Here is a 25,458-nt window from a genome sequence, read left to right as displayed (position 1 = left end):
GGCGGGAGGTGGCCGGTGAACTCGGCGAACAGCGCGGCGGTGGTGGTCGGCGTGGACGGCTCGGAGCCCTCCCTGCGCGCGGTGCGCCTCGCCGCCGCCGAGGCCACCCGCCGGCACCGGCCGCTGCGCGTGGTGCACGGGTTCATCTGGCCGCTGCTGCACGTACCGGACTCCCCCGCGCCGGACGCCCCGCCCGGCGGCGGGCTGCGCCACCAGGCCGAGGACATCGTCGCGGCGGCCGTGGCCGAGGCCGAGGCGACCGTGCCCGGGCTGACGATCTCCGGCGAGATCATCGACGGTGAGGCCGCCGCGGTGCTGGTGGGCGAATCCCCCACCGCCGCGCTCATCGTGCTCGGCGACCGGGGGCTGGGCGGCTTCGCCGCGCTCGTGCTCGGCTCGGTGGCGGTGCAGGTCGCCGCGTACGCCGACTGCCCGGTGCTGGTGGCCCGCGGCGAGCACCGTCCGGACGGACCGGTCGTGGTCGGAATGGACGGCTCGGCGGCGTCCCGCCTGGCCGCCGAGTTCGCCGCCGAGACCGCCGAGGCGCGCGGCGTGCCGCTGCGGGCCGTGCGTGCCTACCGGCATCCGGGCAGCAGCGGCCCCGGCGACATGCAACCCCTGGTGTACGACGAGACGCGGCTGCGCGAGGAGCAGGAACGCGACCTCGCCGAGTCCCTGGACGGACTCGCCGAGCGGCACCCCGGTCTGCGGCTGACCTGGCAGGCGGTGCACGGCCGCGCCGGCGCCGTGCTCGCCGAGGCGTCGGATGCCGCCCAACTGGTGGTGGTCGGGGGGCAGGGGCGCGGCGAGGTGAGTGGGTTGCTGCTGGGGTCGGTGAGCCAGTCGGTGCTGCACCACGCGCGCTGCCCCGTCGCCGTGGTCCGCGCACCCCGCTGACACCCCGGGGTTGGCGCGCCGCCAGACGGGTAGACGGCCGCGGTACGCCAACGGCGACGAAGGAGGCAGCACATGCCAGGACCACGGCCGGGCAGTAACGCGTACGACAAGCAGCGGGCGCGGTTGCGCAACGCGATCGACGACTCCGGACGGCGGGTGCCCGACGGCAAGGCCAACCAGGTCGCCAACAGGATCCTGCAGGAGGATCGCGGCCAGCGGGGCGTGGTGCGCGGCGAGCGCACGTACGGCCCCAAGAGCGAGCGCGAACCGGGCGATCCGAAATGAGGAGGGTCGACCTCGCCGACGGCGCCATCGCGGGCGCCGTCGGCAGCACGGCGCTGAACGTGGTCAGCTACCTCGACGTGGCGCTACGGGCGCGGCCCGAGAGCAGCGTCCCCGCGGAGACCGTCGACCGGTTGGCCGGTATCGCGCACGTGAACCTGGGGTCCGGGGCCCGGGCGGCGAACCGCCGCTCGGGCCTCGGCCCGCTGATCGGCTACGGCCTGGGCATCGCCGCCGGAGTCGCGTTCGCGCTCTACGCCGGCGGCCGGCGGCAGCCGCTGCCGATGGCGGCGGGCATCCTCGGCGCCGGCGTGATGACCATGACCGACGGGTCCATCACCGCGCTGGGCATCAGCGACCCGCGCACCTGGCGGCGCTCCGACTGGATTTCCGACATCATCCCGCACCTGGCGTACGGCCTGACGGCCGCCGCCACCTGGAACAGGTTGCGGCGGCCGTCCGGTCGAGGTCGTTAGGCCCGGGTGTCGCTGTCGTCCTCGGCCACCAGCTCACCGGCCGGGCCGTACGGCGACACCTGCCCCTTGGGCACCGGTCGGCCCTGGTCACCGCGCGACGTGCCACGGTTGGCCGGATGCCCGCCGGGGGCGGGACCCTTGTTGTCCTGGCTGGTGCCACCCAGGGCGTTGCGCCGGAACTCCTGCTGCTGCGGGTTCGTCACGGGGTGTCTCCCTTCCGGGTACGGCAGGCGGCATCGACCGCCTCCACCGGCGGCATACCCGCGGGCACCGGCGGCATTCCGGCCCCGCCCACCGGGGAGCGGCTAGCGGGCCGCGGAGTGGGTACCCCGTCGGTGTGGGCGACGATCGAACGGTGGTGCGGGTCCTGCTGGACCGGCGTGGCCGCACCTACGCGGAGGAGGCCGGTATCCGGCTCTCCGACCGACCCGGGCCGCTGTACCAACTCCTGGTGCTGGCCACCCTGCTGAGCACCCGGATCCGCGCGTGTATCGCCGTGGACGCGGCGCGAGAGCTGTTCGCCGCCGGCTACCGCACGCCGCAGGCGATGGAGGCGGCGAGCTGGCAGCAGCGGGTCGACGCGTTGGGCCGGGGCCACTACCGCCGCTACGACGAGCGCACCGCCACCATGCTCGGCACCGGCGCCCGACTGTGCCTGGACCGCTGGCACGGCGACCTGCGGCGGCTGCACCACGAGGCCCAGGGTGACCCGGCCGGGCTGCGCCGACGACTCACCGAGTTCCCCGGCATCGGCCCCACCGGCGCCGACATCTACCTGCGGGAGGCGCAGACGGTCTGGTCCGACCTGCGCCCGTACGCCGACCGTCGGGCCCTGGCCGGGGCGAAGCGGCTGGGTCTGCCGGGCTCACCCGACGGGCTGGCCGGGCTGGTCGACGAGCCGGACTTCGGCCGGCTCGCCTCAGCGCTGGTCCGGGTGGCGCTCGGTGAGGAGTCCGCCGGCGAGGTCACCCGCGTGGCGGCCCGCTGAGGCGCTCACTTGACCGTCTTGTCGCCCGGTCGGGTCAGGTGCCACACCAGCAGCGCGGCGAGCAGCGCCAGCACCACCACCCCGCCGGAGATGCCACGGCCCTCCTCGGGGCTGCGGCCGGCGCTGCCGAAGTAGATCACGGCGAGGCCGGCCAGCACCGTGACGAACGTACGCAACCCTCGGTCCTTCACGTACCGCACCGTAGGTGACCCTCAACCGCTCCGGACCGGTTTCGTGGCAATTGTCCCCCTGTTGGGCGACACACTCAACGGTCCGCGACGAACCCGCGCAGGCGTACCCGACGCACCGCCCGGTCGGCGACCTCCACCACCTCCAGCGTCAGCCCGGGCAGCCGCACGGTCTCCCCCGGCTCACGGGGCAGGTGCCGCAGCCGCGCCAACACCAGACCGGCCACCGTCGTGTACTCCCGGGACAGCGGGAAACTCAGCCGCACCCCCAGGTCGGGCAGGTCGTGCAGCGGGAAGTCACCGGGCACCAGCAGCGACCCGTCCGGTTCCCGGGTCACCCCGTGCACGTCGCGGTCGGTTTCGTCGTACAGCTCGCCGACCACCTCGGCCAGCAGATCCTCCATGGTCACCATGCCGTCGATGCCGCCGTGCTCGTCGACCACCAGGGCCAACTGCTGGTGCTCCTGACGAAGCTGGCGCAACGCGTCGGCGACCGGCAGCGTGACCGGCAGCAGCAGCGGCGCTCGCACCTGCTCCCCCACCGTGCCGGCACCGGCCCGCACCAGGTCCCGGATGTGCACCACACCGACCACCTCGTCCAGGCCACCGGGGCCGGTGACCGGCGCGCGGGACCGGCCGGCGGCGGCCAGCCGACGGACCCCCTCGTCGGTGCTCAGGCTCGCCGGCAGGGCGGTCACCTCCCGCCGGGCCACCAGGATCTCCCGCAGGGTCCGCCCGGCGATGTCGAAAGCGCCGGTCAGGATCTCCCGCTGCTGCGCCGACAGGCCCCGCTGGCTGACCAGCATCTCGCGCAGCTCCTCCTCGGTCATCTCCTCCCGGTTGGCGCGCGGGTCGCCGCCGGCCAACCGCACCACGGCGTCGGTGGCCCGGCTGAGCAGCCACACCGCCGGTCGGGACAGCCGGGCGAGCAGGTCGAGCGGGCCGGCGCTGAGCAGCGCCCAGCGCTCCGCCCGCTGCATGGCCAGCCGTTTCGGGGCCAACTCCCCGAGCACCAGCGTGACGAACGTCAGCAGCACCGTCACCACCAGCACCGCGGCTGGACGGGCCGCCGCGCCGAGGAAGCCCAACGGACCGACCAGCGGCCCGGCCAGCGACACCGCGGCCGCCGCCGAAGCGAGGAAGCCGGCCAGCGTGATGCCGAGCTGGATGGTGGCCAGGTAGCGGTTCGGTTCGCGGGAGAGACGCACCAGACGGTCGCCCGCACGTGAGCGCCGACCCAACCGCCGCAACTGCCCCTCACGCAACGTCACCAGGGCCATCTCGCTGCCGGAGAGCGCGGCGTTGACCAGCACCAGGACGGCCACGAGCACCACCTGCCCGAGCTGACCGCCCATCGCGCACCCCCGTCCACCACCTGAGGTCACTCAACCGCAGCCGAGCAGGCCGTGACCCGGTTTCCGGCCGGTCCGAGGCTCAGTCGACCTCCAGGTCGTCCAGCGAGATCGAGTGGGTCATCAACCACCGGGCCAGCGCCGACATACCGAACAGCCAGAGCGGCACCGACTCGGTGGGGCCGTTGGTCGCGTAGATGGCGAACCGCAGATCCGGCGCGCGGTACGCCTCGATCCGCCATTGGTGCTGCCGGTCCCGCCAGACCGCCGAAGGGTCCATGGCGTCACCGTAGGTGACCGCCCCCGGTCCGGGGGCCGGTTAGCCCGGCACCACCGCCGTGCCGAGCAACAGGCGGGCGACGAAGACCAACATGGTGATCCGCCCCAGCCACAGCAGGCTCAGCACGACGGCGAGCACAGCGGCGGCGTCCGCGATGCGGTGCGCGGGGGCGCCCGCCGTACCCCACGGGGCCGCGGCCGCCGCGAGCCGGGCGTCCCGCGCGCCGGAGACGGGCGGACCTGGCTCAACGGGGTACGACTGCGCGGCGGGCGGATCGACGAGGGCGTACCGGGTCTGCCCGTCCGGCACGGTCCACACGAGCATCCAGCCCCGCGTCGCGAACCGCGGTCCCGGCCGGTTTACCCCAGTCGGCGCCCTCCTCTGTCAGCCCCGTCCCGAGCCGGGTGCGGCGCTCAACCGACGACGATCCGGGCGTCGTCGGGCAGTCGACGGGTCGCCCCCCGACGGTCCAGCAGCTCCAGCAGCGGCACCGCCACCCGGCGGGTGGTGTCCAACGCCTGCCGGGCCGCGGAGAGGGTGAACGGCTGCGGCAGCCCGGCCAGCACCCGGACCGCGTCGTCGAGCGCGTCGGGCAGCAGCACCACGTTGTCGGCCAGCCGCAGCAGCGCGCCGGCCCGCACCGCGGCGCCGATCTCGCGGGGGCCCAGACCGAGATCGACGAGACGGTCCGCCTCGGGGGCGCGGAACGGTCGATCGCCGTACTCGGCGCGGACCCGCTGCACGGCCCGGGCCACCGGCTCGGGCAGCGCGTCGCCGCCCGCCGTCCCGACCCGTCCGGCCCGGACGCGCAACGGCGGGCGGACCAGCGCCTCGACCAGCGCCCGGTCGGGCAGGGCGAGGCGTTGCCGCAGCGCGTCCACCGGCATCCCGGCCTCCAGCGGGTGCTCCCGTGTGTAGCGGGTGACCTCTTCGGTCAGCTGCTCGCCGAGCCGCCGCCAGTGCGCCGGGTCGGCCAACCAGTCACCGGCCACCGGCGCGACGTGCACCGGCACGCCCATCCGGATCATCGTGTCGGCGCGGACCAGCCGTCGGCGGCGCAGCTCACCGGCGAGATCGGGTCGACCGTCCAGGTCGGCGAGGACCAGCGCGCGGGCCGCAGCGGCACCCCGTCGGGACAGCGGTGGCGGCGCCACGTCCAGCACGCGTACCCCGCCGGCCACGTGGTGCCGGCCCGGGTCGCGCAGCAGCGCCCGGTCGCCGACCAGCAGCGGCAACGGCCGGGCCAGCCGCAACCGGACGGTGTCCGGGCCGAGCGGGCGCACCCGCACCGGCACCGCCGCCGAGCCGACGTGCAGGGTGAGGGTGGCGGGCAGGTCGGCTGCCGGGTCACCGGTGAGCCGCACGTCGACGAGGTCGGTGCGGTGGAACCGCCCCGGGGTGAGCAGGGCGTCGCCACGGCCCAGCCGGTCGCGGGGCGTACCGCGCAGGTTGACCGCCACCCGGGCGACCGCCGTCGCCTCGGCGCGGGCCTCGCCGAGGGAGTGCAGGCCCCGGACCCGGACCGGCTCGTCGGCGCCGGCCAACTCCAGCTCGTCGCCCACCCGCAACCGTCCGGCGCCGAGGGTGCCGGTGACCACGGTGCCGCTGCCCCGCACGGTGAAGCTGCGGTCCACCCAGAGGCGGACCGGTCCGTCCACGGTGGGCGCGGGCAGGCCGGCCGCGAGCCGGTCCAGGGCGGCACGCAGCTCGGGCAGGCCGGCGCCGGTCACGCCGCTGACCGCCACCGCGTCCACCGCGCCGAGACTGCTCGCCGCGATCTCGGCCCGCGCCCGCGCCGCCGCCGGCCCCGGATCGGCCAGGTCGGCGCGGGTCACCACCAACAGGCCGTGCCCGACGCCGAGGGCGTCGAGCGCGGCCAGATGCTCGGCGGACTGCGGCATCCACCCCTCGTCCGCGGCGACCACGATCAGCGCCGCCGGCACCGGGCCGACCCCGGCGAGCATGTTCGGCACGAACCGCTCGTGCCCGGGTACGTCGACGAACGCGACCGTGCCACCGGACGGCAGTGTCGTCCAGGCGAAGCCCAGGTCGATCGTCATCCCCCGGCGGCGTTCCTCGGCCCACCGGTCGGGTTCCATCCCGGTGAGCGCCCGGACCAGGGTCGACTTGCCGTGGTCGACGTGCCCGGCGGTGGCGACGACGAACATGCTCAGTCGTCCCCGTCGGGGACGCGCAGGACGGCCGCCCGGAGCGCCTCGTCGGCGTCGGCGGGCACACAACGCAGATCGAGCAGGAGCCGCCCGCGCACCACCCGGCCGAGGACCGGCTGGTCTGCGGTGCGCAGCGGCGTCGCGTACCGCTCGGGCAGGCTCAGCGCCCACGAGTCCAACTCGACGCCGGGGCCGCCACCGCCACCGACCACGGCGACCGCCGGCACCACCTCGGCCTTGCGGCCGTCGACGCCGAGCCGGTCGCGCAGCCGCTCCACCCGGCGGCGCAGGGTGCCCGGGTCGGCGTGCAACGCGGTGTGCGTCGGTGTCTGCGGGTGGTGCAGGGTGGCGGCGAGCGCGGCCAGGGTGAGCTTGTCGACGCGTACCGCCCGGGCCAGCGGATGGCGGCGCAGCCGGTCGACCAGGTCCGCGGCACCGAGCAGCAGCCCGGCCTGTGGGCCGCCGAGCAGCTTGTCGCCGCTGGCGGTGACCAGCGCCGCACCGGCGCGCAGGGTGCTGGCGGCGTCCGGCTCGTCGGGCAGCAGCGGGTCGGCGCGCAGCAGCCCGGAGCCGATGTCGGCGACCACCGGCACATCGAGGGTGGCGAGCTGCCGCACCGTCGTGGCCGAGGTGAACCCGGTGATCTGGAAGTTCGACGGATGCACCTTGAGCACGAAGCCGGTCCGCGGGCCGATCGCGGCGGCGTAGTCGGCGAGGGTGGTGCGGTTGGTGGTGCCCACCTCCCGCAGTCGTGCGCCGGTGCTCTCCAGCAGGTCGGGCAGGCGGAAACCGTCGCCGATCTCGACCAGTTCGCCCCGGCTGACCACGATCTCCCGACCGGCGGCCAGCCCGGTCGCGGCCAGCACCAGCGCGGCCGCGCCGTTGTTGACCACGTGTACGGCCCCGGCGTCGGGCACGGCGGCGGCGAGCGCGTCGAGCGCGTCGCGGCCACGACGGGCCCGCCGACCGGTGGTCAGGTCCAGTTCCACGTCGGTGTGCCCGGCGGCGGCCACCACCGCGGCGACAGCGGCCGGCGACAGCGGCGCGCGACCCAGGTTGGTGTGCAGCACGACACCTGTCGCGTTGAGCACCGGGCGGGGCCCGGACGCGGGCAACGCGGCGACGGCGGCGTCCCGGACGTCCTCGGGGGCGATCTCGCCGCGCCGGGCCCGCTCCTGCGCCCGGGCGACGACCGCCTTCACCCGGTCCCGGCCGAGCGTGGCGGCGGCCGCGGCCAGTCGCGGATCGGCGAGCAGCGCGTCGGTGCGGGGCACCCGACGTCGCGGGTCCACCGGAGCGTCGCCCATCGCGTCATCTCCTGATGCCGGTTGGCGGAGACGGACGGGAATCGAACCCGCCTGGCCCGGGTCCCGGACCACACCGGTTTTGAAGACCGGGAGGGGCACCAGCCGCCTGAACGCCTCCATCGGACATTCGATCACAACGCCCGAGCGGCCGCTCAGTCAGCCGTCGGATCCACCGCCGCTCCGCCGGGCGTTCACCCGCTCGCGTTGCGGCACCACCGTGTACCGGGGGTCGCGGGCCGAGGCGACACCGCCGTAAAAGATGCCGAACCGGGTGGCGACCGACGCCGCCAGCAGTGCCGCGCCGGACACCGCGCCGACCACCCGGCTGCGACGGCCGAGCAGGGCACCGGCCACCCCGGCGGCGGTCAACACCCGACCGGCGCGCAGCAGCCGACCGGGCCGGCCCTGCCGGTAGGGCTCACTGAGCAGGCCGAGGCGGGTCTCCACCCGATGCGCGCCGTACAGTTCCAGGGCCGCGCCGGCCACCGCCATCCGGCGGGCCGGCCCGGTCTGCGCCGGCGGCGCGGCGAGCAGACCCACGCCGGCGCCGCTGGCCAGCGCACTACCCGCGAAGATCAGAGGCAACTCGGGGTACGCCTCATGCCACGACGGCACCGCCGTGTCGGCGAGCAGCACCCCGGTGTACGTGGCCAGCGCGGGCGCGGTGCCCGCGGCGAGCAGCCCGGCGGCGTGCCCGACCGGCGGCAACGCCCGACGGGCCACGCCGAGCACCCCGTGGCGGGGTAGCAGGCCGGCGGTCTCGGCGATCGCGGCGACACCGGCGGCCGGCCCGAACGCGCTGAGGATCCAGGTGCCCATCGACATCGGCGACGTCAGCTTGGCGACCCGCAGCATGTGGTGGAACCGTGCCGGCCGGCCCAGGTCCCGGATCAGGAAGACCGTGCTGGCGCCGACGGCGGCCAGCGCGGTGCTCCGTCCGGCGCGGCGTAACGCGGGCCGGCCGGTGAGCTGCCCACCGGCGGCGAGCAGCGACGAGCCGGCGGCCAGGCCACCGGTGAACAGGTACGCGGCGATGTCCCACTTCCACACCGGCGGCTTCAGGACGGGCCGGCCGTAGTACGAGGTGAACTCGGCCTCCGGCACCCGCAACTCCTCGCCGCCGCCACGCCGCCCACCCCGGCGGCCAGGCCGGTGGCCGGGGAGGTCGGCGGTCCGCTGCGGCGGCGAGACCAGGTCTGCCCGATCGTCGGCGGCAAGCCGGTCGCGGAAGCGGCGGAAGAGGTCACCGACCGGGGGACGGTCCGTGCTCACGAGGAACCTCCGACGAACGCGGCGACGGTCGCCGCCGCCATGGCCAGCGCGGCGAGGCCGGCGCGTTTCCACATCTTCGGCAGGTCGCGAGTGGTCACGACCGGGTCGGGTGGCAGCCCGTACACCTCGGGCTCGTCGAGGAGCAGGAAGAACGCCCCGTCACCACCCACCCCGTCGGTCGGATCATGCCCGTACAGGCGTGCCTCGGGGACCCCCCGCTCGCGCAGCGTCTCGACGCGCGCGGCGGCCCGCTCCCGCAACTCGTCCACCGGCCCGTACTGGATCGACTCGGTGGGACACGCCTGGGCACAGGCCGGGGTCATCCCCGCGCCCAACCGGTCGTAGCAGAGGGTGCACTTCCACGCCCGACCATCACCCTTGCGTTGATCGATCACGCCGTAGGGGCAGGCGGAGATGCAGTAACCGCAGCCATTGCAGATGTCCTCCTGCACCACCACCGTGCCGAACTCGGTGCGGAACAGCGAACCCGTCGGGCAGACGTCCAGACACGCCGCATGGGTGCAGTGCTTGCACACGTCGGACATCATCAGCCAGCGGAAGTCCGAGCGGCCCTCGGCACCGGAAGCCCGACCCGGCGGCTGCGCCCCCGGCATCCCGAGGAACTGCGGGCCCGCGCCGGTGTCGGCCGGCTCACCAAGCACGTCGGCGGCGGGGCGGGGCTGCTCGATGAACGCGACGTGCCGCCACGAGTTCGCGGTCAACGCGCCCGTGTTGTCGTACGACATGCCGAGCAGGTCGAGCCCGCTCTGCGGCACACCGTTCCACTCCTTGCACGCCACCTCACACGCCTTACACCCGATACACACACTCGTGTCGGTGAAGAACCCCATCCGCGGCGGCGCGTCCTCGTAACCGGCGTCCGGCGCCGGATCCAGCGGCCCGTACAGACTGTTCGGATCAGGAATCACCGCGCCGCTCCCCCTCGCTGTCGCCGGTGACCGCCGGCGCGTGCCCGCCCGGGATCATCCCGGCCCGCCGCTGGTAGTCGGCCACCAGGTCGAGCAGCGCCGGCCCGGTGGGCCGGCGGCCGGGCCGCACATCGCAGGTGCCGACCTTGCTCTCCTGGATGAGCACGTTCGGGTCGAGGCTGATGCCGAACAGGTCGTTGGCCGAGTCGCCGGTCACCAGACCCTCGAAACCGAAGTGGTACGGCAACCACACCTGGTGGATGATCCGACCATCCACCCGCAACGGGGCGAGCCGATCCGTCACCAGCACCTTCGCCTCGATCACCGCCCGGCCGCTGACCAGATGGGCCCAGCCCAGATGCTCCAGCCCGGCCTCGACCGCCAGCTCCGGTGACACCTCGACGAACATCTCCGGTTGCAACTCGGCCAGGGGCGACACGGTACGGCTCATCCCGCCGGCAGTGTGGTGCTCGGTGAGCCGGCTGACCGTGAACACGTACGGGAACACCTGACCGTGCTCCTGCGGCGGGCTCGGGTTCACCGAATTCACCGGATGCGCGTACATCTTGCGGGTCGGGTTGGCCTGCTGCCGGTACAGGGGGTTGCGCACCGGCGACTCCACCGGCTCGTAGTGCGTCGGCAACGGCCCGTCCAGCACACCACTGGGCGCGTACAGCCAGCCCTTGCCGTCGCCCTGCATGACGAACGGGTCGTCGCCGGCGATGCCCTCCGGCCCCGACGCGCCCTCCGGCGGCCGGTACGACGGCGGCTTGCCCTTCTCGAAGTCCGGCACGTCGTAGCCGGTCCACTCGGCCTTGTCCGCGTCCCACCAGACGTAGCGTTTGCGCTCACTCCACGGGTTGCCGTCGGGGTCGGCGGAGGCCCGGTTGTAGAGCATCCGCCGGTTCGCCGGCCACGCCCAGCCCCACTCGGCGGCCACCCAGTCCTGCTCATGGCGGGACCGGCGCCGGGCTGCCTGGTTGACGCCGTCGGCGTACACCCCGGTGTAGATCCAGCAACCGATCGCGGTGGAGCCGTCCGCGCGGGCCTCGGCGAAACTCGACAGCGGGCGGCCGGTCGCCACGTCGTACCCGTTGATCTCGCGCAGGACCGACTCGGCGCTCGGCTCCGCGTGCGGACCGTGCGTGGGGTAGTCCCAGGTGAGGTCGAGCAGCGCCCGGTCGCGCGGCAGCGCCGAGCCGGCCAGCTTCTCCCGCAGCTTGCGGCCCAGGTGGTAGAAGAACCACAGCTCGGAGCGGGCGTCGCCCGGGGCGTCGACGGCCTTCTCCCGCCACTGCAACAACCGCTGCGTCTGCGTGAACGTCCCTTCCTTTTCCACGTGGGACGCGGCGGGCAGGAAGAACACCTCCGTTCGGCACTCCTGCGGGACGATCTCGCCGGTGGCGACCTCCGGGCCGTTCTGCCAGAACGTCGCACTCTCGATCATGAACAGGTCCCGCACGACCAGCCAGTCCAGGTTCGCCATGCCCAGCCGCTGCGCCCGACCGTGCGCCGACCCGACCGCGGGGTTCTGCCCCAACAGGAAATAGCCCTTGATCTTGCCGTCGATCATGTTGAGCACCTGCTGGTAGGTGCCGTGATCGCCGGTGAGCCGGGGTAGATAGCCGTAGCAGTAGTCGTTCTCGGCGGTTGCCGCGTCACCCCAGTACGCCTTCAGCAGGCTGGCCGCGAACGTCCGGGCGTTACCCCAGAAACCCTTCTGCCCCGGGTGCCGGATGCTGTCCACCCACTCATCGAAGCTCGGGTGCTCGGCGTGATGCGGCATCGGCAGGTAGCCCGGCAGCAGATTGAACAGCGTCGGAATGTCCGTCGAGCCCTGGATGCTGGCGTGCCCCCGCAGGGCCATCACCCCGCCACCCGGGCGACCCATGTTGCCCAGCAGCAGTTGGATGATCGCGCCGGTACGGATGTACTGCACACCCACGCTGTGCTGCGTCCACCCCACCGAGTAGATCAGCATCCCGGTGCGCTCCCGGCCGGAGTTGCGCGTCCACGCCTGCGCCAACTCGAGGAACTGCTCCTGCGGGATGCCGCACACCCGCTCCACCATCTCCGGCGTGTAGCGGGCGAAGTGTCGCTTGAGGATCTGGTAGACGCAGCGCGGATGCTGCAACGTCTCGTCCCGCTCGGTCTGCCCGCCCACCTGCGCGCCGTGCGACTCGTGCGCCAACCCCGAGGCGCTGTCCCGCTCCTGAGCGGTGTGCCCGCTGCCGGACGAACCCTCATGCCCCGCGTACTGCCAGCTGTCCTGCACGTACGTGCCGGTCTCCGGGTCGAAGCCGGAGAAGAAGCCGTCGCCGTCCTCGGTGTCGATGAACTGGTCGCTGACGATCGTCGCCGCGTTGGTGTACGCGAGCACGTACTCCCGGAAGTCGAGGTCGTTGTCCAGGATGTAGCGGATCACCCCACCGAGCAGGGCGATGTCGGTGCCCGCCCGGATCGGCAGGTACGCGTCGGCCAGAGCGCTGGTCCGGGTGAACCGCGGGTCCACGTGGAAGACCTTCGCACCCCGCCGCTTCGCCTCCATCACCCACTGGAAACCCACCGGATGCGCCTCGGCCATGTTCGAACCCTGGATGACGATGACGTCAGCGTTGGCGATGTCCTGCTGGAAATCCGTCGCACCGCCACGACCGAAACTGGCCCCCAGACCGGGGACGGTGGCGGAGTGTCAAATACGGGCCTGGTTCTCGATCTGCAACGCCCCCATCGCGGTGAACAACTTCTTGATGAGGTAGTTCTCCTCGTTGTCCAGCGTCGCCCCACCCAGACTGGCGATCCCCAGCGTCCGGTTGAGCGGCCGGCCCTGCGTGTCGGCGTCCTCCCAGGTCTGCTCGCGTGCGGCGAGCATCCGGTCGGCGATCATGTCGAGCGCGGTGTCGAGCTCCAGGTCTTCCCACTGCGTCGAGTACGGTCGGCGGTAGCGGACCGTCGTCTGCCGCAGCGGACTGGTCACCAGACTCTTGCTCGCCGAACCCTTCGGACACAGCCGACCCCGCGAGATCGGGCTGTCCGGATCACCCTCGATCTGACTGACCTGCCCGTCCTTCACGTACACCCGCTGGCCACAGCCCACCGCGCAGTACGGACAGACGGACCGGGCCACCGAATCGGCCGTCTCGGTGCGCGCGCTCAGCGCCCGGGAGCCAGCGGACTTGGCCGCCACGCCCCGGCCCAGCGGGTCGGTGCCGGTGAGCTGCCGGTAGACCGGCCAACCCTCGATAAAGGTCCGCAGCCCCATCCCCGACACCCCCTCCCACGCGAGCGACCCCTCGAAGATAGGTCAACTGAGCCAGGTTCGCGAACCGAGAACGCAGACAGCGCCGCCCCCGGCCGGTGGGTCGGGGGCGGCGCTGGTGTCGGTGTGCAGGTCGCCTCTCGGCGAGTGGCGCGACGCGGCTCCAGCCAAACGGAAATCCGCGACGGCAATATTAGGTGAGGCCCGGGGACACTGAGTCACACCGACACCCACCACAACCAGCCCGCCCCCGACGTTGTTCCCCCACCCCGCCGCGCCGACCCGATCGCATCGCCCGGCTGGCTGCCTGGCTGGCCTTGCGGGGTTCCATCCCACGCGTCGGTCGCACCGCCAAACCGTGGCCGAGACCCGATGGCCGATGGCCGGTGGCCGGTGGCCGGTGGCCGGTGGCCGGTGGCCGGTGGCCGGTGGCCGGTGGCCGGTGGCCGGTGGCCGGTGGCCGGTGGCCGGTGGCCGGTGGCCGCCTCGCCGCACCGGCGGTTGCTTCACGACCACCACACCCACCCACCGTCGCGCCGCGCTTCGACCACACGCCGGCAGATCTTGGACAGTTTCCGTTCGCGCGGAACGGAAACTGTCCAAGATCCGCCGGCAGCCACCGACCGAACCACACACCATCCGCTGGCGCACCGGGCGGCATCCGCCGTAGGCAGCCAGTGACCCACACGCCACACACCTACGGGCGAAACGGAAATACCGCTGGCCGGCACCCCGGATTGCGGGTGCCGGCCAGCGGTCGGGTCCTGCTGTGGTGCTGTTCGTGCTGTTCGTAGGTCAGCTGTTCCAGTGCTGGCCGACCAGGTCGGTGGCCTGCTGCTCCCACTGGGCGTAGGCGTCCGGGTAGGCCGACACCTGCACGGTCTGCGCGGCGTCGGTCAGCGCCATGTCCTGCCAGCCGTCGACCTGCGTGAGGCCCTTGAGGAACGCCGTCGTGGAGTAGGCCGGGTCGGTGATCTGCTCCGGCGTGCCCCAACCCGAGCTCGGACGCTGCTGGAACAGGCCCAACGAGTCGTGATCGTTGGCGTCACCCAGGTGACCCAGGTTCTCCAACTTCGACTCCTGCAAACTCGTCGCGATCGAGATCACCGCGGCGCGCTCGGGCAGGCCGGCCTTCTTCGTCGCGGCGATGATCGCCTTCACGTTCGCGGTCTGCTCACCGTTCAGGTCGATGTGCGACTGCTCGCCCTGCGGCTTCGGCGCACCCGTCTGCACCGCCACCGCGACGGACTTGACGTCGACCGGGTTGGCGTGGGCGGCGATCGGACCGGCGAACACACCACCGGCGAACGCGAGACCCGCAACAGACAGCACACTCTTACGGAAGATCGTGGTCATGGGGGTAGCTCCTTCGGGGGTAGAAACACCCACACCGCCAAAGGGGGAAAACGGCGGGCAGGGTGTGAGCACCTCGTCCGGCGCTGCACAAACACACGGGAGAAAAGTCTGGGGGCCTGCGAGCCCGGGGGCTCGCGGCGCCGGTGTCGGCGGCCTACCAAGCCGGGGGCTCGGGGCGCCGGGACCGGATGTAACGACCAGCTGCCGGGGGTCATTCCCGGGGGCGGACCCATCCATCGGCGCCCGCATCACGGCGGCGCCTGGTCGCTGGCCGGGTCTGCAACGACCGGACCAGGCCGGGCATTCCCACCCCGCACCGGGGTCGAGCCGGCCGCGGTGGTCCTGCGATCGTCAGGGTGTGTAACGACCCCCGGCCAGCCACCATTCCACCACCCGGGTGCAGCCGGTCACACCCCACAACCCCCACCACCGGACAAACCACCCACCCGACGCGACCGACCACGACCCCCCGTCGGGCAATCACCGGGTAATCCACTCAGGTTCAGCGAAAACGCGGTATCCGAGACGGGGTGACACCCCGGTTTCCAGGAAGTCGAGTCGATCACCCGACGGACACCGGCACCGGGCGGGACGCGCTCGGAACGTCCTCGGCGACACCGGGTCCGCCGGGCGTTACCCTGACACCATGCAGGCCGTCTCCCCCACCGCGACCGGCGTGGCCTTCCTGGCCCGCCCGGGTCGCCCCGCCGTGGTGGCGCGGACGCTCGCCGAACTGGCCGGCCCCACCCGGGGGGTGGTGGAACTGCCGGTGCGGTTGATGTGGAACACGGAACGCGCCTTCGACCTCGGCGACCCCGACCAGTTGCTGTGGATGTACGAGAACGTGCTGCGGGAAACCACCCGCGCCGAGGACCTGCGCGTTCTCATCAACGGGCGGACGCTGCGGCGGGTGTGGCGGTTGTTGAACCTGCCCCGAGGCGTACGCCTGGCGTGGGAGAGCCGGCACCGCGGCCTGCGGGCGGCGTGATCGCGCCGCACCTGCACGAGTTCTACCGGGAGGTGGCCCGGGTGGCGCTGGCCGCCGCCGGCCCGTACCGGTTCGTGTTGGGTGGCGGCGTGGCCTGGGCCGCACACGGTCTCGTCGCCCGCCCGACGGAGGATGTGGACCTCTTCGCCGACGTGGAGGGTGCCGCCGCGGCCGCCTCCGCCGGGGTGCGGGTCGCGTTGGAGCGCGCCGGGTTCACCGTGACCGACGCCGACCCGGACAGCGACCTCGCCGAGCTGTTCGACGGGTACGACCGGGACATGAAGGACTTCGTGGTGAGCCGGGACGGGCGCCAGATCCGGCTGAGCCTGGCTCGGCTGGACCGGCAGCAGAGCCCGGTGGTGATGGACCTCGGGCCGGTGATGGACGTCCGCGACCTGGTGGCCAACAAGATCGCGGCGTTGGTCAACCGGCGGGAGGTCCGCGACTTCATCGACGTGGCGGCGGCGCTGGAGCACTACGACGTGACCGAGCTGCTGGTGCTGGCCCGGCAGGTCGATCCCGTGCTGGATCCGGACGACGTGCGAGCCGCCGGCCGTTACCTGGACCGCCTGTCCGACAAGCGTTTCGGCCGGTACGGCCTGAGCGCCGACGACGTCGCCCGGGTGAGGCAGCGCTTCACCACCTGGCCACGCTGACTCCGCCGGCTGGCCGAGGCGACCTTCCGGGGTGTCGGTGCCGAACCGCTGCAACGGTCGGGGCTGACGTGGCGGGAGTGACAACCGCTGGTTATGGTGCGCGAGGCGCTCACGAGGCGCGTCCACCCCCACGGAAAGGCACGTCATGACCTCTCCCTCCGGCCCGTCGCGCCGCCAGGTGCTCGCCGTCGCGGCCGCGGCGGCGACCGCCCCGCTGATCGCCGCCGCCCCCGCGCAGGCGGCGCGCCCGGCCCGGCCGCGCACCTGGGACCTCACCCTCCTGGGCACGTCGGACACGCACGGCAACGTCTACAACTGGGACTACTACCGCGACGCCGAGTACGACGACAGCAAGCACAACGACATCGGCGTCGCGAAGCTGGCCACTCTGATCAACCAGATCCGCGCCGAGCGGCGCGGCAAGGCGACGCTGGTGCTCGATGCCGGCGACACCATCCAGGGCACGCCCCTGGCCACGTTCTACGCCAAGCAGGAGCCGATCACGGCCACCGGCGAGAAGCACCCGATGGCCCGGGCCATGAACGTCATCGACTACGACGCGGTGACGCTGGGCAACCACGAGTTCAACTACGGCCTACCGCTGCTGGAGCTGTGGATCCGCCAGCTCGGTTTCCCGGCCCTCGCCGCGAACGCGATCAACGCGAAGACCGGCAAGCCGGCCTTCCTGCCGTACGTCATCAAGAAGGTCTCCCTCGGCTTCGCCGCGCCGACTCTGCGGGTCGGCATCCTCGGCCTCACCAACCCCGGCGTGGCCATCTGGGACAGGGGCAACGTCGAGGGCCGGCTGCGCTTCGACGACATGGTCGCGACCGCCGCGAAGTGGGTGCCGATCATGCGCGCCCGTGGTGCTGACGTCGTGCTGATCTCCGCGCACGGCGGCGACAGCGGCACCTCCAGCTACGGCCCGGAGCTGCCGAACGAGAACCCGGTGGCGCTGATCGCCCAGCAGGTGCCGGGGATCGACGCGATCCTCTTCGGTCACGCCCACAACGAGGTGGTCGAGCGGTTCGTCACCAACGAGCGGACCGGCGCGCAGGTGCTGCTCTCCGAGCCGTCGAAGTGGGGCCAGCGGCTCACCCGGATGGACTTCACGCTCGCCCGCGAGCACGGCCGCTGGACGATCACCAAGAAGGCCGCCAGCATGCTGAACACCAACACGGTGGTCGAGGACCCGAAGGTGCTCGCCGCCGTACGGGCCCAGCACCAGAAGACCATCGCGTACGTCAACCAGGTGGTCGCGCAGGCCACCGTGGAGATGTCCACCGGCGAGTCGCGTTACAAGGACACGCCGATCCTGGACTTCATCAACCACGTCCAGGCCGAGACCGTCACGAAGGCGCTGGCCGGCACGCAGTACGCCGCCCTGCCGGTGCTGTCGCAGGCGTCACCGTTCAGCCGCACCGCGGTCTTCCCCGCCGGGGACGTGAAGATTCGCGACGTGGCAGGGCTGTACGTCTACGACAACACGCTTGAGGCGGTCGTGCTCAGCGGCGCCGAGGTGCGCGCCTACCTGGAGTACTCGGCGAAGTACTTCCGGACCTTCGCCCCCGGTGCCCCGGTCGACCCGGAACAGATCAGCGACTCGCCGGCGGTGCCGGACTACAACTACGACGTGATCTCCGGCCTGGACTACGACATCGACATCTCGAGGCCGGTGGGCCAGCGGATCACGCGGTTGGTGCTGCCCGGCACCGACACCCCGGTCGCGGACAACGCGCAGTTCGTGGTCGCGGTGAACAACTACCGGCGCAGCGGCGGCGGCAACTTCCCCGGCATCGTGCAGACGCCGATCTACAACGAGCAGCAGGAGATCCGCCAGCTGCTCATCGACTGGGCGCAGGCCAGGGGCACCATCAACCCGGCCGACTTCTTCCAGCCCAACTGGCGGCTGGTACGCGAGGGCGTGCCGGTTTTCTGACCGAAGCGGATCCCGGACGGGCCGTGGGTGGCGACACCCCCGGCCCGTTCGCGCGTTCTCAGCCCTGCACGTTCCACCGGACCGGGTCCTCGGCCTTTCCCGGCTGGTCACGCCCGGGATCGGTCTCGGTGAGGGCGACCCGCTCGTCGGGGCGGACGGCGGGTGGCAACTCCCCGAACCGGACGTGGCGCAGAAACGCGTACTCGTCGTCGGTGAACGGCTGCTCGGTCATCAGCACCTCCCGCTGCTGCCCACCATTGTCCGGCGAGCGGACCACCGCGCACCAGCGTCCGGTTCGCCGTCGCCCGCCCGACGTTCGGGTGCGAGAGGGGGCACACCGCGTAGGGCGTCCTAGGATCCTGGGTGAATGGAATGGGCCCGTCGGTCCAGCAGGGCGAGGGCCGCCCGGATCGGCCGGCGCTCCAGCATCTCGGCGAAGCTGGCGTGGCCCTGGCAGAACTGGACGAACATCCGCCACCCCGGCGGCGTCGCCAACAGGGCGTGGAACACCCCCGGGCGGCGGGTGAACACGTCGAGCAGCCGGAACCCCGCCCGCATCTCCGGCGTCAGCCGCTCGGCCACCGCCCGCTCGTACCCGGACAGGTCACCGGCGGCGACCGCCGCACCGGCCAACTCGCCGGAACGCAACGCGAAGCTGATGCCCTCCCGGCTCCACGGCTCCAGCAGCCCCGCCGCGTCCCCGGCCACCAACACCCGGCCGGCACGCAGCGGCGAATCCTCATCCCGGCAGCGGGTCAGGTGACCGGAGTCGTGCTCGGCCGGCAACCCGGTCAACCCGAGCCGGTCCACGAACTGCCGCAGGTACTCCCGCGTCCCCTCCCCCGCGCCCCGTGCGGCGATCACGCCAACCGTCAGGCGATCATTCTTGGGGAACACCCACGCGTAGGAGCCCGGCATCGCACCCCAGTCCAGCAGCAGCCGGCCCCGCCACCGCTCCTGCTCGGCGGGCGGCACCGGCACCTCCACCTCCAGGCCCAGATCCACCTGCCGGTACCGCACTCCGACGTGCCGGGCGGTCACCCCGGACGACCCGTCCGCGCCGATCACCGCGCGGGCTGTCAGCGTCGTACCGTCGGCCAGCCGCACGCGTACCTGCTCAGGGTCCTGTTCGATCGCGCGGACCGCGACCCGCTCCCGCATGTGCGCGCCGGCGGCGACAGCCGCCGCGCGCAGCCGGTCGTCGAACTCCTCGCGGCGCACCATGGTCACCACCGGGCTGTCGTGCCGGCGGGTGAACTCACGGCGGCCATCCCGGGTGAACGTCACCCGGTCCACCCGGTCGTGCGCCGGCACCTCGATCCGGTCCCGCACGGCGGCCAGCGAGGTGCCGATGAGACCACCACCGCAGGTCTTGTACCGCGGATGGGCGGCCCGTTCGACAACAAGGGTGCGAACGCCGGCGCGGGCGGCGGCGTGTGCCGCGGAGAGCCCAGCGGGGCCGGCGCCGACGACGATGAGATCCCAGATGATCACGGTTGCAGCCTAGGGCACCGCGCGAGGCGCGGACCGGGCACGGCACGCCACCTCGACCGCCCGATCGGGTGGGCATTTTCGCTCCACCAGCGGGTACCCGACGCAGCGCAAACGTCCGCGCGAGCGGACGACCAAAGGAGGAGATCATGCAGCAGGTGCAACTGTCGGAGGTCGAGCAACGGGTGTACCAGGCGGTCACCACCCTCGAGCAACGCGGACAGGTGCCGTACCCGGACCTGATCGGCGAGGAGGCCGGACTGAGCGAGGAACAGGTGCGCGCGCCGCTGCACCTGCTCACCGAGAAGGGCCTGCTGCACCGCGAGGACTCGCCGATGGCCGGCCTCGACTTCGGTCCCCGATTCTGCGCCCGTCAGATGGCGTGACCCGCGACGGTTCGCACCCCGACGACCGGGGTAGCGACCAAAAATGGATGATCACCGGTCAGCGGGGGCCAGGATGAGCGCGGCGCAGACGCCGCAGCCGCTCGACGCGGCGGAGAACCGCCGCCGCTGGCAGGCCGTGGGCGTCGGCCTGGTCGCCGCGTTCATGACGCTGCTCGACGTGAGCATCGTCAACGTCGCGGTGCCGTCCATCGACCGGGCGCTGCACGCGTCGCCGAGCGACCTGCAGTGGATCCTGTCCGGGTACGCGCTCACCTTCGGCCTGGTGCTCGTACCCGCCGGCCGCTTCGGCGACGCCCGCGGCCGGCGCAACGCGTTCGTCTTCGGCATCGCCCTGTTCACGCTGACCAGCGCGCTCGCCGGCCTGGCCACCTCCCCGACGTGGCTGGTCGCCGCCCGGCTCTTGCAGGGCGCCGCGGCCGGCGTCGTCAACCCGCAGGTGATCGGGCTGATCCAGCAACTGTTCCGGGGGCCGGAACGAGCCCGCCCGTTCGGTCTGCTCGGGGCCACCATCGGTATCTCCACGGCCGTCGGTCCCCTGCTCGGTGGACTGCTCATCGCCATCGGCGGCGAGGAACACGGCTGGCGGTGGGTCTTCTTCGTCAACGTGCCGGTCGGCATCCTCGCGGTGATCCTCGGCTGGCGCTTGCTGCCGGGTCGCCCCGATGGGCAGCCGAGCCGGCGCCGGCTCGACCCTGTCGGCGTGCTGCTGCTCGGCGTGGGCGTGGTGCTCATCCTGCTGCCGCTGGTGCAGGAGCAGCAGTGGCGGACCCCGTGGAAGTGGGCGCTCATCCCGGCCGGCCTGGCGGTGCTCGTCGCGTTCGGGCTCTGGGAGCGGTCGTACGCACGCCACCACGAGCCCCTGTTCGACCTGAGGTTGTTCAGCTTCCAGTCATACACCCTGGGGTCGCTCATCGCGCTGATCTACTTCGGCGGCTTCACCGCGATCTTCTTCGTCTTCACCCTGTACCTGCAGAACGGCCTCGGCTACAGCGCGCTCGTCGCCGGCCTGGCCATCACCCCGTTCGCGCTCGGCTCGGCCGCCGCGTCCGCGCTGGGCGGCCGGATCGTCAACCGCTTCGGCCGGCCGCTGGTCGGCATCGGACTGCTCGCGGTGGTGATCGGCCTCGCCGCCACGGTGGTCGCGCTCCGCCTGGCGCCGCACGCGCCGGCACCCTGGGTCACCGCCGGTCCCCTGCTCATCGCCGGTATCGGCAGCGGACTGGTGATCGCTCCCAACCAGACGCTCACCCTCGCGCAGGTCCCCGTACAACAGGCGGGCAGCGGCGCGGGCATGCTCCAGACCGGTCAGCGGATCGGCGCCGCGGCGGGCATCGCCGCCGTCGGCTCGCTGTTCTTCTCCACCCTGACCGACAGCCACGGCGACTGGACCAGGGCCTTCGAGACGTCCCTCGTGCTGGCCACCGGCATCATCGCGCTCGCCCTGATCGCGGCGCTGATCGACATCGTCCACAAGAGCTGACGACCCCAGGGGTACGGCGAAGGCCGGCACCCTGTGCGGGTGCCGGCCTTCGGTGTTGTTCTGCGGGTCAGCTGTTCCAGTACTGGCCGACCAGGTCGGTGGCCTGCTGCTCCCACTGGGCGTAGGCGTCCGGGTAGGCCGACACCTGCACGGTCTGCGCGGCGTCGGTCAGCGCCATGTCCTGCCAACCGTCGACCTGCGTGAGGCCCTTGAGGAACGCGGTGGTGGAATAGGCCGGATCGGTGATCTGCTCCGGCGTGCCCCAACCGGAGCTCGGACGCTGCTGGAACAGGCCCAACGAGTCGTGATCGTTGGCGTCACCCAGGTGACCCAGGTTCTCCAACTTCGACTCCTGCAAACTCGTCGCGATCGAGATCACCGCGGCGCGCTCGGGCAGGCCGGCCTTCTTCGTCGCGGCGATGATCGCCTTGACGTTCGCGGTCTGCTCACCGTTGAGGGTGATGTGCGACTGCTCGCCCTGCGGCTTCGGCGCACCCGTCTGCACCGCCACCGCGACGGACTTGACGTCGACCGGGTTGGCGTGGGCGGCGATCGGACCGGCGAACACACCACCGGCGAACGCGAGACCCGCAACAGACAGCACACTCTTACGGAAGATCGTGGTCATGGGGGTAGCTCCTTCGGGGGTAGAAACACCCACACCGCCAAAGGGGGAAAACGGCGGGCAGGGTGTGAGCACCTCATCCGGCGCTGCACAAACACACGGGAGAAAAGTCTGGGGGCCTACGAGCCCGGGGGCTCGCGGCGCCGATGTCGGCGGCCTACCAAGCGCGGGGGCTCGGGGCGCCGGGACCGGATGTAACGACCAGCTGCCGGGGGTCATTCCCGGGGGGCGGACCCATCCATCGGCGCCCGCATCACGGCGGCGCCTGGTCGCTGGCCGGGTCTGCAACGACCGCACCAGGCCGGGCATTCCCACCCCGCACCAGGGTCGAGCCGGCCGCGGCGGTCCTGCGATCGTCAGGGGATGTAACGACCCCCGGCCAGCCACCATTCCACCACCCGGGTGCAGCCGGTCACACCCCACAACCCCCCACCACCGGACAAACCACCCACCCGACGCGACCGGCCACGACCCCCCGTCGGGCAATCACCGGGTAATCCACTCAGGTTCGGCGAAAACGCGGTATCCGAGACGGGGTGACACCCCGGTTTCATTGATGCCGAGTTGATCGCAACGTCGGGCTGGGCATACAGGACGGGCTGGCGCCCGTCGGATCAGGTCCGACGGGCACCAGCCCCAGGTGAAGTCCGGGCACTGCCCGGTGGTGACACCGATTAGTGCGCAGCCCCGCCGAAGCGCTGGCGGCGACGCCAGGCCAGGGTCAGCAGCAGCATGATCGCGCCCGCGCCGACCAGGCCGCCGCCGAGCTTCATGGGCGTGCCGATGCTGTCACCCGTGACGGGCAGCGGCTGCTTCTTGTGCAGCACCCGCAGCTCGGTGCTGGCGGTCCGGCCGGATTCCCGACCGGTGGCGGTGAAGGTCAGCAGACCCGTCACCGACGGCTTGTAGCTCTTGGTGAAGCGACCCTGGGCGTCGGTGAACGCCGTGAAGCTCAGCGGGGCGCTCGCCTGGTATGCCACGGGTGCCATGGCGACCGTCGTACCGTCGCTGCGCCGCGCCGGCGCCTGGCCGGCCGCCGGAGCGGCCAGCGGGGTCACCGACACCACGATGTCGACAGTCTCGTTCGGACCGAATCCGGTGCCGGTCAGCACGACCGTCTCGCCGAGGAAGATCGTCGGCCGGTTGACGGTCAATGACGGGCCGGTCGGCGGGTAGGGCGGCGGCTGGGGCGGGTCTGTGGTCGCGCTGGGCGCCGGCTGCGGCTGAGCCGCCCCCGCTGCCGTCGGCACGGCCACCACGGCCAGGCCGACCGTGAGCGCCATGATGATGCGGGATAGCCGCATGATTGGTTCCCTCCTACTGGTCACAGCTTGGTGCGGAATGAACTTGGGTGGTCCACGGGCTGGCGGTGGGGGTCAGCCACAGCTCGGCTCGCCCGACGCCGGTCTTGGCCGTCAGCACGGTGACCTCCAGCACCCGTTCGGAGCCGGGGCCGACGTCGACGTTGGCCGTCGCGACCTGGCGGCGACGTTCGGTGCCGCTACCGAGCGCCGTCTGGGCCCCGTCGAGCCGGGCCTCCAGTACCGCGCCCCCAGCCGGGCTGAAGATCGACACCAAGGTGCGGGCGGTGTACGGATCGCCGGCCAGGCCGAGGCCGAGTACCGACTCACTGAGTCCGGACTTCGGCGCCGTCGAGCGCAAGGTCACCCGCAGCCGGAGCTCACGGCGACCGTCGGGCCGGCAATCGCCGACTGTCAGGTTCGCCGCCGGCCGCAGGTAGTAGCCGAGCTTCGCGCCGCTGCCGTCGTTGAGGAACACGCCGACCGTCGGCACGGTGTCCTGTTCCGGAAGCGTCCCGGCCATCCGGCTGTCGCCGAATGTCCGCTGTTCTTCAGGTCGGGCACTCCAGAACAATATCCGGCGTTCGGTGATAGCACGGTCGAATGCGGACAACAACACCCGTGGGTTGACATTCTTCTTGAAAAAGGCGTCAAACACCGCGGCGGCCGACGCCGCGAAGAAGTCGTCCTGCTGCTTGACGCTCAGCCGCTGGTAGCTGTCGTTGAGCAGGGTCTGCACGACCTTCTCGCTGGCCAGCGGGACCCCACCGGGCACCAGCACCGGACCGGTCGCCTTGAGCAGGTAGGACAGCACCACCGGGTCGACGGCGAGCACGCCGTCGACGGTGGTGCCGGTCTTGCGCCGGAACATCTCCCGGTACAGCGCGGCGGCGGTCGGGAAATGCGGGGTCAGGTTGACGTCGGCGGGATAGATGCCGGGCAGGTCGGTCCAAAGCGCCCGGGTCTCGGCCGGCAGCTTCAACGCCGGCGTGAAGTGGCCCAGGGACGCGCTGCTGCCCTGCCTACCCATCTGGACCGCGCCGTTCTCGGCCTCGATCATGGCGTACGCGCCGAACATGCCGCCGGTGGCCCGCAGCTCGGCCAGGTTCTGTGAGACCAGCAGGTAGCGCCGCGGGCCGTTCGCGCCGAGCAGTGGCGGCAGCAGCCGGGCTCCCTGGTCGGCGGCCGTGGTGAGGCTGGCCAGGCGGTCGATCTCGGCCCGCAGGTCGGTGAGCGCCTGGCGGATCTGGTTGACCAGGCGGTCGGCGGGCACCACAGCCAGGTCCCGGCGGGTGCGCTGCACCGCCTCGCTCACCCGGGACAACTCGGCGGAGACCGAGGTCAGCCGGGCCAGATCCAGTCGGCCGCCGGACGGCACGAGGCTGGTTAGGTCCGTCCGGAGCAGGGCCGGGAACGCCTGCCGGGCCAACTCGTCGATGGCGACCGAGATCTGGCGGACCGCGTCGAGGTCGTCGCCCGCGATCGGGGTACGCCGGGCGAGCGCCCAGCCCGGGTCGGCGGTCGCGGCTCGGGCCGCGCCGGACTGCTCCTGAAGGGCGGCGAGGGTTCGCAGGGCACGGTCGGTGTCCCCGCCGACGACCTGGGCGCTCAACTCGCGGGCGAGGCCAGCGGCGTTGAGCAGGTGGGAGCGCGCCTGCCAACCACGGAAACCGATCCACCCTCCGATCGTCAGCAGCAGCGAGCAGACCACCAGGGCGCCAAGCAGCGCCCGTCGCAGTCGCGCGCGTCGCCGGCGCCGGGACCGGCTGCGCCGCCGGTGCGGTCGTTCGCTCTCCGTCACACCACTCTCCATC

Annotated in this window: 25 protein-coding genes and 1 tRNA gene; 9 read left to right on the top strand and 17 right to left on the bottom strand. The window is 72.5% G+C overall.

Annotation, left to right across the window (positions count from 1 at the left end):
* The first annotated feature begins 15 nt into the window (after positions 1-15).
* The 3 genes from O7620_RS08645 (at position 16) to O7620_RS08635 (ending at position 1,655) form a co-directional block, all read left to right on the top strand.
* Complete coding sequence (locus tag O7620_RS08645; protein WP_278122617.1) at positions 16-897, top strand: universal stress protein; 882 nt, start codon at positions 16-18, stop codon at positions 895-897.
* A 72-nt stretch (positions 898-969) separates the two neighbouring features.
* The gene (locus O7620_RS08640) at positions 970-1,182 is read left to right on the top strand and encodes a phosphatidylethanolamine-binding protein (protein ID WP_088948250.1); all 213 of its coding nucleotides are present in this window, start codon (positions 970-972) and stop codon (positions 1,180-1,182) included.
* Positions 1,179-1,655 (top strand): hypothetical protein, encoded by a 477-nt coding sequence (locus O7620_RS08635; RefSeq protein WP_278122616.1) that lies wholly within the window; start codon positions 1,179-1,181, stop codon positions 1,653-1,655. Before O7620_RS08640 ends, O7620_RS08635 begins: the two co-directional genes overlap by 4 nt.
* Here O7620_RS08635 and O7620_RS08630 read toward each other — a convergent pair.
* Positions 1,652-1,858: a hypothetical protein gene (locus O7620_RS08630; protein WP_278122615.1), complete on the bottom strand. Its 207-nt coding sequence runs from the start codon at positions 1,856-1,858 to the stop codon at positions 1,652-1,654. The two genes, O7620_RS08635 and O7620_RS08630, sit on opposite strands and share 4 nt — an antisense overlap.
* A gap of 134 nt (positions 1,859-1,992) precedes the next feature.
* Between O7620_RS08630 and O7620_RS08625 the strand changes: the two genes are divergently transcribed.
* Positions 1,993-2,643: a hypothetical protein gene (locus O7620_RS08625; RefSeq protein WP_278122614.1), complete on the top strand. Its 651-nt coding sequence runs from the start codon at positions 1,993-1,995 to the stop codon at positions 2,641-2,643.
* Between the two features lie 5 nt (positions 2,644-2,648).
* Here the strand turns inward: O7620_RS08625 and O7620_RS08620 are convergent, their stop codons facing one another.
* The 11 genes from O7620_RS08620 to O7620_RS08570 all read right to left on the bottom strand — a co-directional run bounded on the left by O7620_RS08620 (position 2,649) and on the right by O7620_RS08570 (position 14,757).
* A complete protein-coding gene (locus O7620_RS08620) occupies positions 2,649-2,834 on the bottom strand; it encodes a hypothetical protein (protein WP_036410487.1) in 186 nt (61 codons plus the stop codon).
* A gap of 74 nt (positions 2,835-2,908) precedes the next feature.
* Positions 2,909-4,186: a hemolysin family protein gene (locus O7620_RS08615; protein WP_278122613.1), complete on the bottom strand. Its 1,278-nt coding sequence runs from the start codon at positions 4,184-4,186 to the stop codon at positions 2,909-2,911.
* Between the two features lie 79 nt (positions 4,187-4,265).
* Positions 4,266-4,463, bottom strand: coding sequence for a hypothetical protein (locus O7620_RS08610; protein WP_088989536.1), 198 nt, complete (start codon positions 4,461-4,463; stop codon positions 4,266-4,268).
* Between the two features lie 39 nt (positions 4,464-4,502).
* Positions 4,503-4,787: a hypothetical protein gene (locus tag O7620_RS08605; RefSeq protein ID WP_278122612.1), complete on the bottom strand. Its 285-nt coding sequence runs from the start codon at positions 4,785-4,787 to the stop codon at positions 4,503-4,505.
* Positions 4,788-4,876: 89 nt separating this feature from the next.
* Positions 4,877-6,631, bottom strand: coding sequence for a selenocysteine-specific translation elongation factor (gene selB, locus O7620_RS08600; RefSeq protein ID WP_278122611.1), 1,755 nt, complete (start codon positions 6,629-6,631; stop codon positions 4,877-4,879).
* A gap of 2 nt (positions 6,632-6,633) precedes the next feature.
* Positions 6,634-7,941 carry an L-seryl-tRNA(Sec) selenium transferase gene (gene selA / locus O7620_RS08595; protein WP_278122610.1) on the bottom strand — a complete coding sequence of 436 codons (1,308 nt, stop codon included), beginning with the start codon at positions 7,939-7,941 and terminating at the stop codon, positions 6,634-6,636.
* Positions 7,942-7,963: 22 nt separating this feature from the next.
* Positions 7,964-8,059 (bottom strand) — tRNA-Sec (locus O7620_RS08590).
* A 38-nt stretch (positions 8,060-8,097) separates the two neighbouring features.
* Positions 8,098-9,213 (bottom strand): NrfD/PsrC family molybdoenzyme membrane anchor subunit, encoded by a 1,116-nt coding sequence (gene nrfD, locus O7620_RS08585; RefSeq protein ID WP_278122609.1) that lies wholly within the window; start codon positions 9,211-9,213, stop codon positions 8,098-8,100.
* Positions 9,210-10,139 (bottom strand): 4Fe-4S dicluster domain-containing protein, encoded by a 930-nt coding sequence (locus tag O7620_RS08580; protein ID WP_151489630.1) that lies wholly within the window; start codon positions 10,137-10,139, stop codon positions 9,210-9,212. The genes nrfD and O7620_RS08580 overlap by 4 nt, the downstream gene beginning before the upstream one ends.
* Complete coding sequence (fdh, locus tag O7620_RS08575; protein WP_278122608.1) at positions 10,132-13,404, bottom strand: formate dehydrogenase; 3,273 nt, start codon at positions 13,402-13,404, stop codon at positions 10,132-10,134. Before fdh ends, O7620_RS08580 begins: the two co-directional genes overlap by 8 nt.
* A gap of 792 nt (positions 13,405-14,196) precedes the next feature.
* Positions 14,197-14,757 (bottom strand): hypothetical protein, encoded by a 561-nt coding sequence (locus O7620_RS08570; RefSeq protein ID WP_278122607.1) that lies wholly within the window; start codon positions 14,755-14,757, stop codon positions 14,197-14,199.
* 646 nt (positions 14,758-15,403) lie between these two features.
* Here O7620_RS08570 and O7620_RS08565 point away from each other — a divergent pair.
* The 3 genes from O7620_RS08565 (at position 15,404) to O7620_RS08555 (ending at position 18,340) form a co-directional block, all read left to right on the top strand.
* Entirely contained in the window at positions 15,404-15,745 is a 342-nt protein-coding gene (locus O7620_RS08565; RefSeq protein WP_151492980.1) for a hypothetical protein, read from the top strand.
* Positions 15,742-16,401 (top strand): nucleotidyl transferase AbiEii/AbiGii toxin family protein, encoded by a 660-nt coding sequence (locus O7620_RS08560; RefSeq protein ID WP_151492979.1) that lies wholly within the window; start codon positions 15,742-15,744, stop codon positions 16,399-16,401. Before O7620_RS08565 ends, O7620_RS08560 begins: the two co-directional genes overlap by 4 nt.
* 145 nt (positions 16,402-16,546) lie before the next feature.
* The gene (locus tag O7620_RS08555; protein ID WP_278122606.1) at positions 16,547-18,340 is read left to right on the top strand and encodes a 5'-nucleotidase C-terminal domain-containing protein; all 1,794 of its coding nucleotides are present in this window, start codon (positions 16,547-16,549) and stop codon (positions 18,338-18,340) included.
* Between the two features lie 58 nt (positions 18,341-18,398).
* Here O7620_RS08555 and O7620_RS08550 read toward each other — a convergent pair whose 3' ends face one another.
* Positions 18,399-18,617, bottom strand: a complete 219-nt coding sequence (locus O7620_RS08550; protein WP_278122605.1) for a hypothetical protein — start codon at positions 18,615-18,617, stop codon at positions 18,399-18,401.
* A 74-nt stretch (positions 18,618-18,691) separates the two neighbouring features.
* Positions 18,692-19,834 (bottom strand): geranylgeranyl reductase family protein, encoded by a 1,143-nt coding sequence (locus tag O7620_RS08545; RefSeq protein ID WP_278122604.1) that lies wholly within the window; start codon positions 19,832-19,834, stop codon positions 18,692-18,694.
* Between the two features lie 146 nt (positions 19,835-19,980).
* Between O7620_RS08545 and O7620_RS08540 the strand changes: the two genes are divergently transcribed.
* Both O7620_RS08540 and O7620_RS08535 read left to right on the top strand, forming a co-directional pair.
* The gene (locus O7620_RS08540) at positions 19,981-20,217 is read left to right on the top strand and encodes a hypothetical protein (RefSeq protein ID WP_151492975.1); all 237 of its coding nucleotides are present in this window, start codon (positions 19,981-19,983) and stop codon (positions 20,215-20,217) included.
* Between the two features lie 73 nt (positions 20,218-20,290).
* Entirely contained in the window at positions 20,291-21,718 is a 1,428-nt protein-coding gene (locus O7620_RS08535; protein WP_278122603.1) for an MFS transporter, read from the top strand.
* 67 nt (positions 21,719-21,785) lie between these two features.
* Here the strand turns inward: O7620_RS08535 and O7620_RS08530 are convergent, their stop codons facing one another.
* The 3 genes from O7620_RS08530 to O7620_RS08520 all read right to left on the bottom strand — a co-directional run bounded on the left by O7620_RS08530 (position 21,786) and on the right by O7620_RS08520 (position 25,445).
* A complete protein-coding gene (locus O7620_RS08530; RefSeq protein WP_278122602.1) occupies positions 21,786-22,346 on the bottom strand; it encodes a hypothetical protein in 561 nt (186 codons plus the stop codon).
* Between the two features lie 671 nt (positions 22,347-23,017).
* Complete coding sequence (locus O7620_RS08525) at positions 23,018-23,647, bottom strand: hypothetical protein (RefSeq protein WP_278122601.1); 630 nt, start codon at positions 23,645-23,647, stop codon at positions 23,018-23,020.
* 13 nt (positions 23,648-23,660) lie between these two features.
* Positions 23,661-25,445 (bottom strand): DUF4012 domain-containing protein, encoded by a 1,785-nt coding sequence (locus O7620_RS08520; RefSeq protein WP_278122600.1) that lies wholly within the window; start codon positions 25,443-25,445, stop codon positions 23,661-23,663.
* Positions 25,446-25,458 lie beyond the last annotated feature (13 nt).

This window comes from Micromonospora sp. WMMD710, from assembly GCF_029626045.1.
Taxonomy (GTDB): Bacteria; Actinomycetota; Actinomycetes; order Mycobacteriales; family Micromonosporaceae; genus Micromonospora.
This window is presented reverse-complemented; position numbering and strand designations above follow the sequence as displayed.

Coding starts and splice junctions, on each gene's coding strand:
- O7620_RS08640 (WP_088948250.1), top strand. CDS start 970: ATGCCAGGACCACGGCCGGGCAGTAACGCGTACGACAAGCAGCGGGCG.
- O7620_RS08635 (WP_278122616.1), top strand. CDS start 1,179: ATGAGGAGGGTCGACCTCGCCGACGGCGCCATCGCGGGCGCCGTCGGC.
- O7620_RS08615 (WP_278122613.1), bottom strand. CDS start 4,186: ATGGGCGGTCAGCTCGGGCAGGTGGTGCTCGTGGCCGTCCTGGTGCTG.
- O7620_RS08610 (WP_088989536.1), bottom strand. CDS start 4,463: ATGGACCCTTCGGCGGTCTGGCGGGACCGGCAGCACCAATGGCGGATC.
- O7620_RS08605 (WP_278122612.1), bottom strand. CDS start 4,787: ATGCTCGTGTGGACCGTGCCGGACGGGCAGACCCGGTACGCCCTCGTC.
- selB (WP_278122611.1), bottom strand. CDS start 6,631: ATGTTCGTCGTCGCCACCGCCGGGCACGTCGACCACGGCAAGTCGACC.
- selA (WP_278122610.1), bottom strand. CDS start 7,941: ATGGGCGACGCTCCGGTGGACCCGCGACGTCGGGTGCCCCGCACCGAC.
- O7620_RS08570 (WP_278122607.1), bottom strand. CDS start 14,757: ATGACCACGATCTTCCGTAAGAGTGTGCTGTCTGTTGCGGGTCTCGCG.
- O7620_RS08565 (WP_151492980.1), top strand. CDS start 15,404: ATGCAGGCCGTCTCCCCCACCGCGACCGGCGTGGCCTTCCTGGCCCGC.
- O7620_RS08555 (WP_278122606.1), top strand. CDS start 16,547: ATGACCTCTCCCTCCGGCCCGTCGCGCCGCCAGGTGCTCGCCGTCGCG.
- O7620_RS08540 (WP_151492975.1), top strand. CDS start 19,981: ATGCAGCAGGTGCAACTGTCGGAGGTCGAGCAACGGGTGTACCAGGCG.
- O7620_RS08535 (WP_278122603.1), top strand. CDS start 20,291: ATGAGCGCGGCGCAGACGCCGCAGCCGCTCGACGCGGCGGAGAACCGC.
- O7620_RS08530 (WP_278122602.1), bottom strand. CDS start 22,346: ATGACCACGATCTTCCGTAAGAGTGTGCTGTCTGTTGCGGGTCTCGCG.
- O7620_RS08525 (WP_278122601.1), bottom strand. CDS start 23,647: ATGCGGCTATCCCGCATCATCATGGCGCTCACGGTCGGCCTGGCCGTG.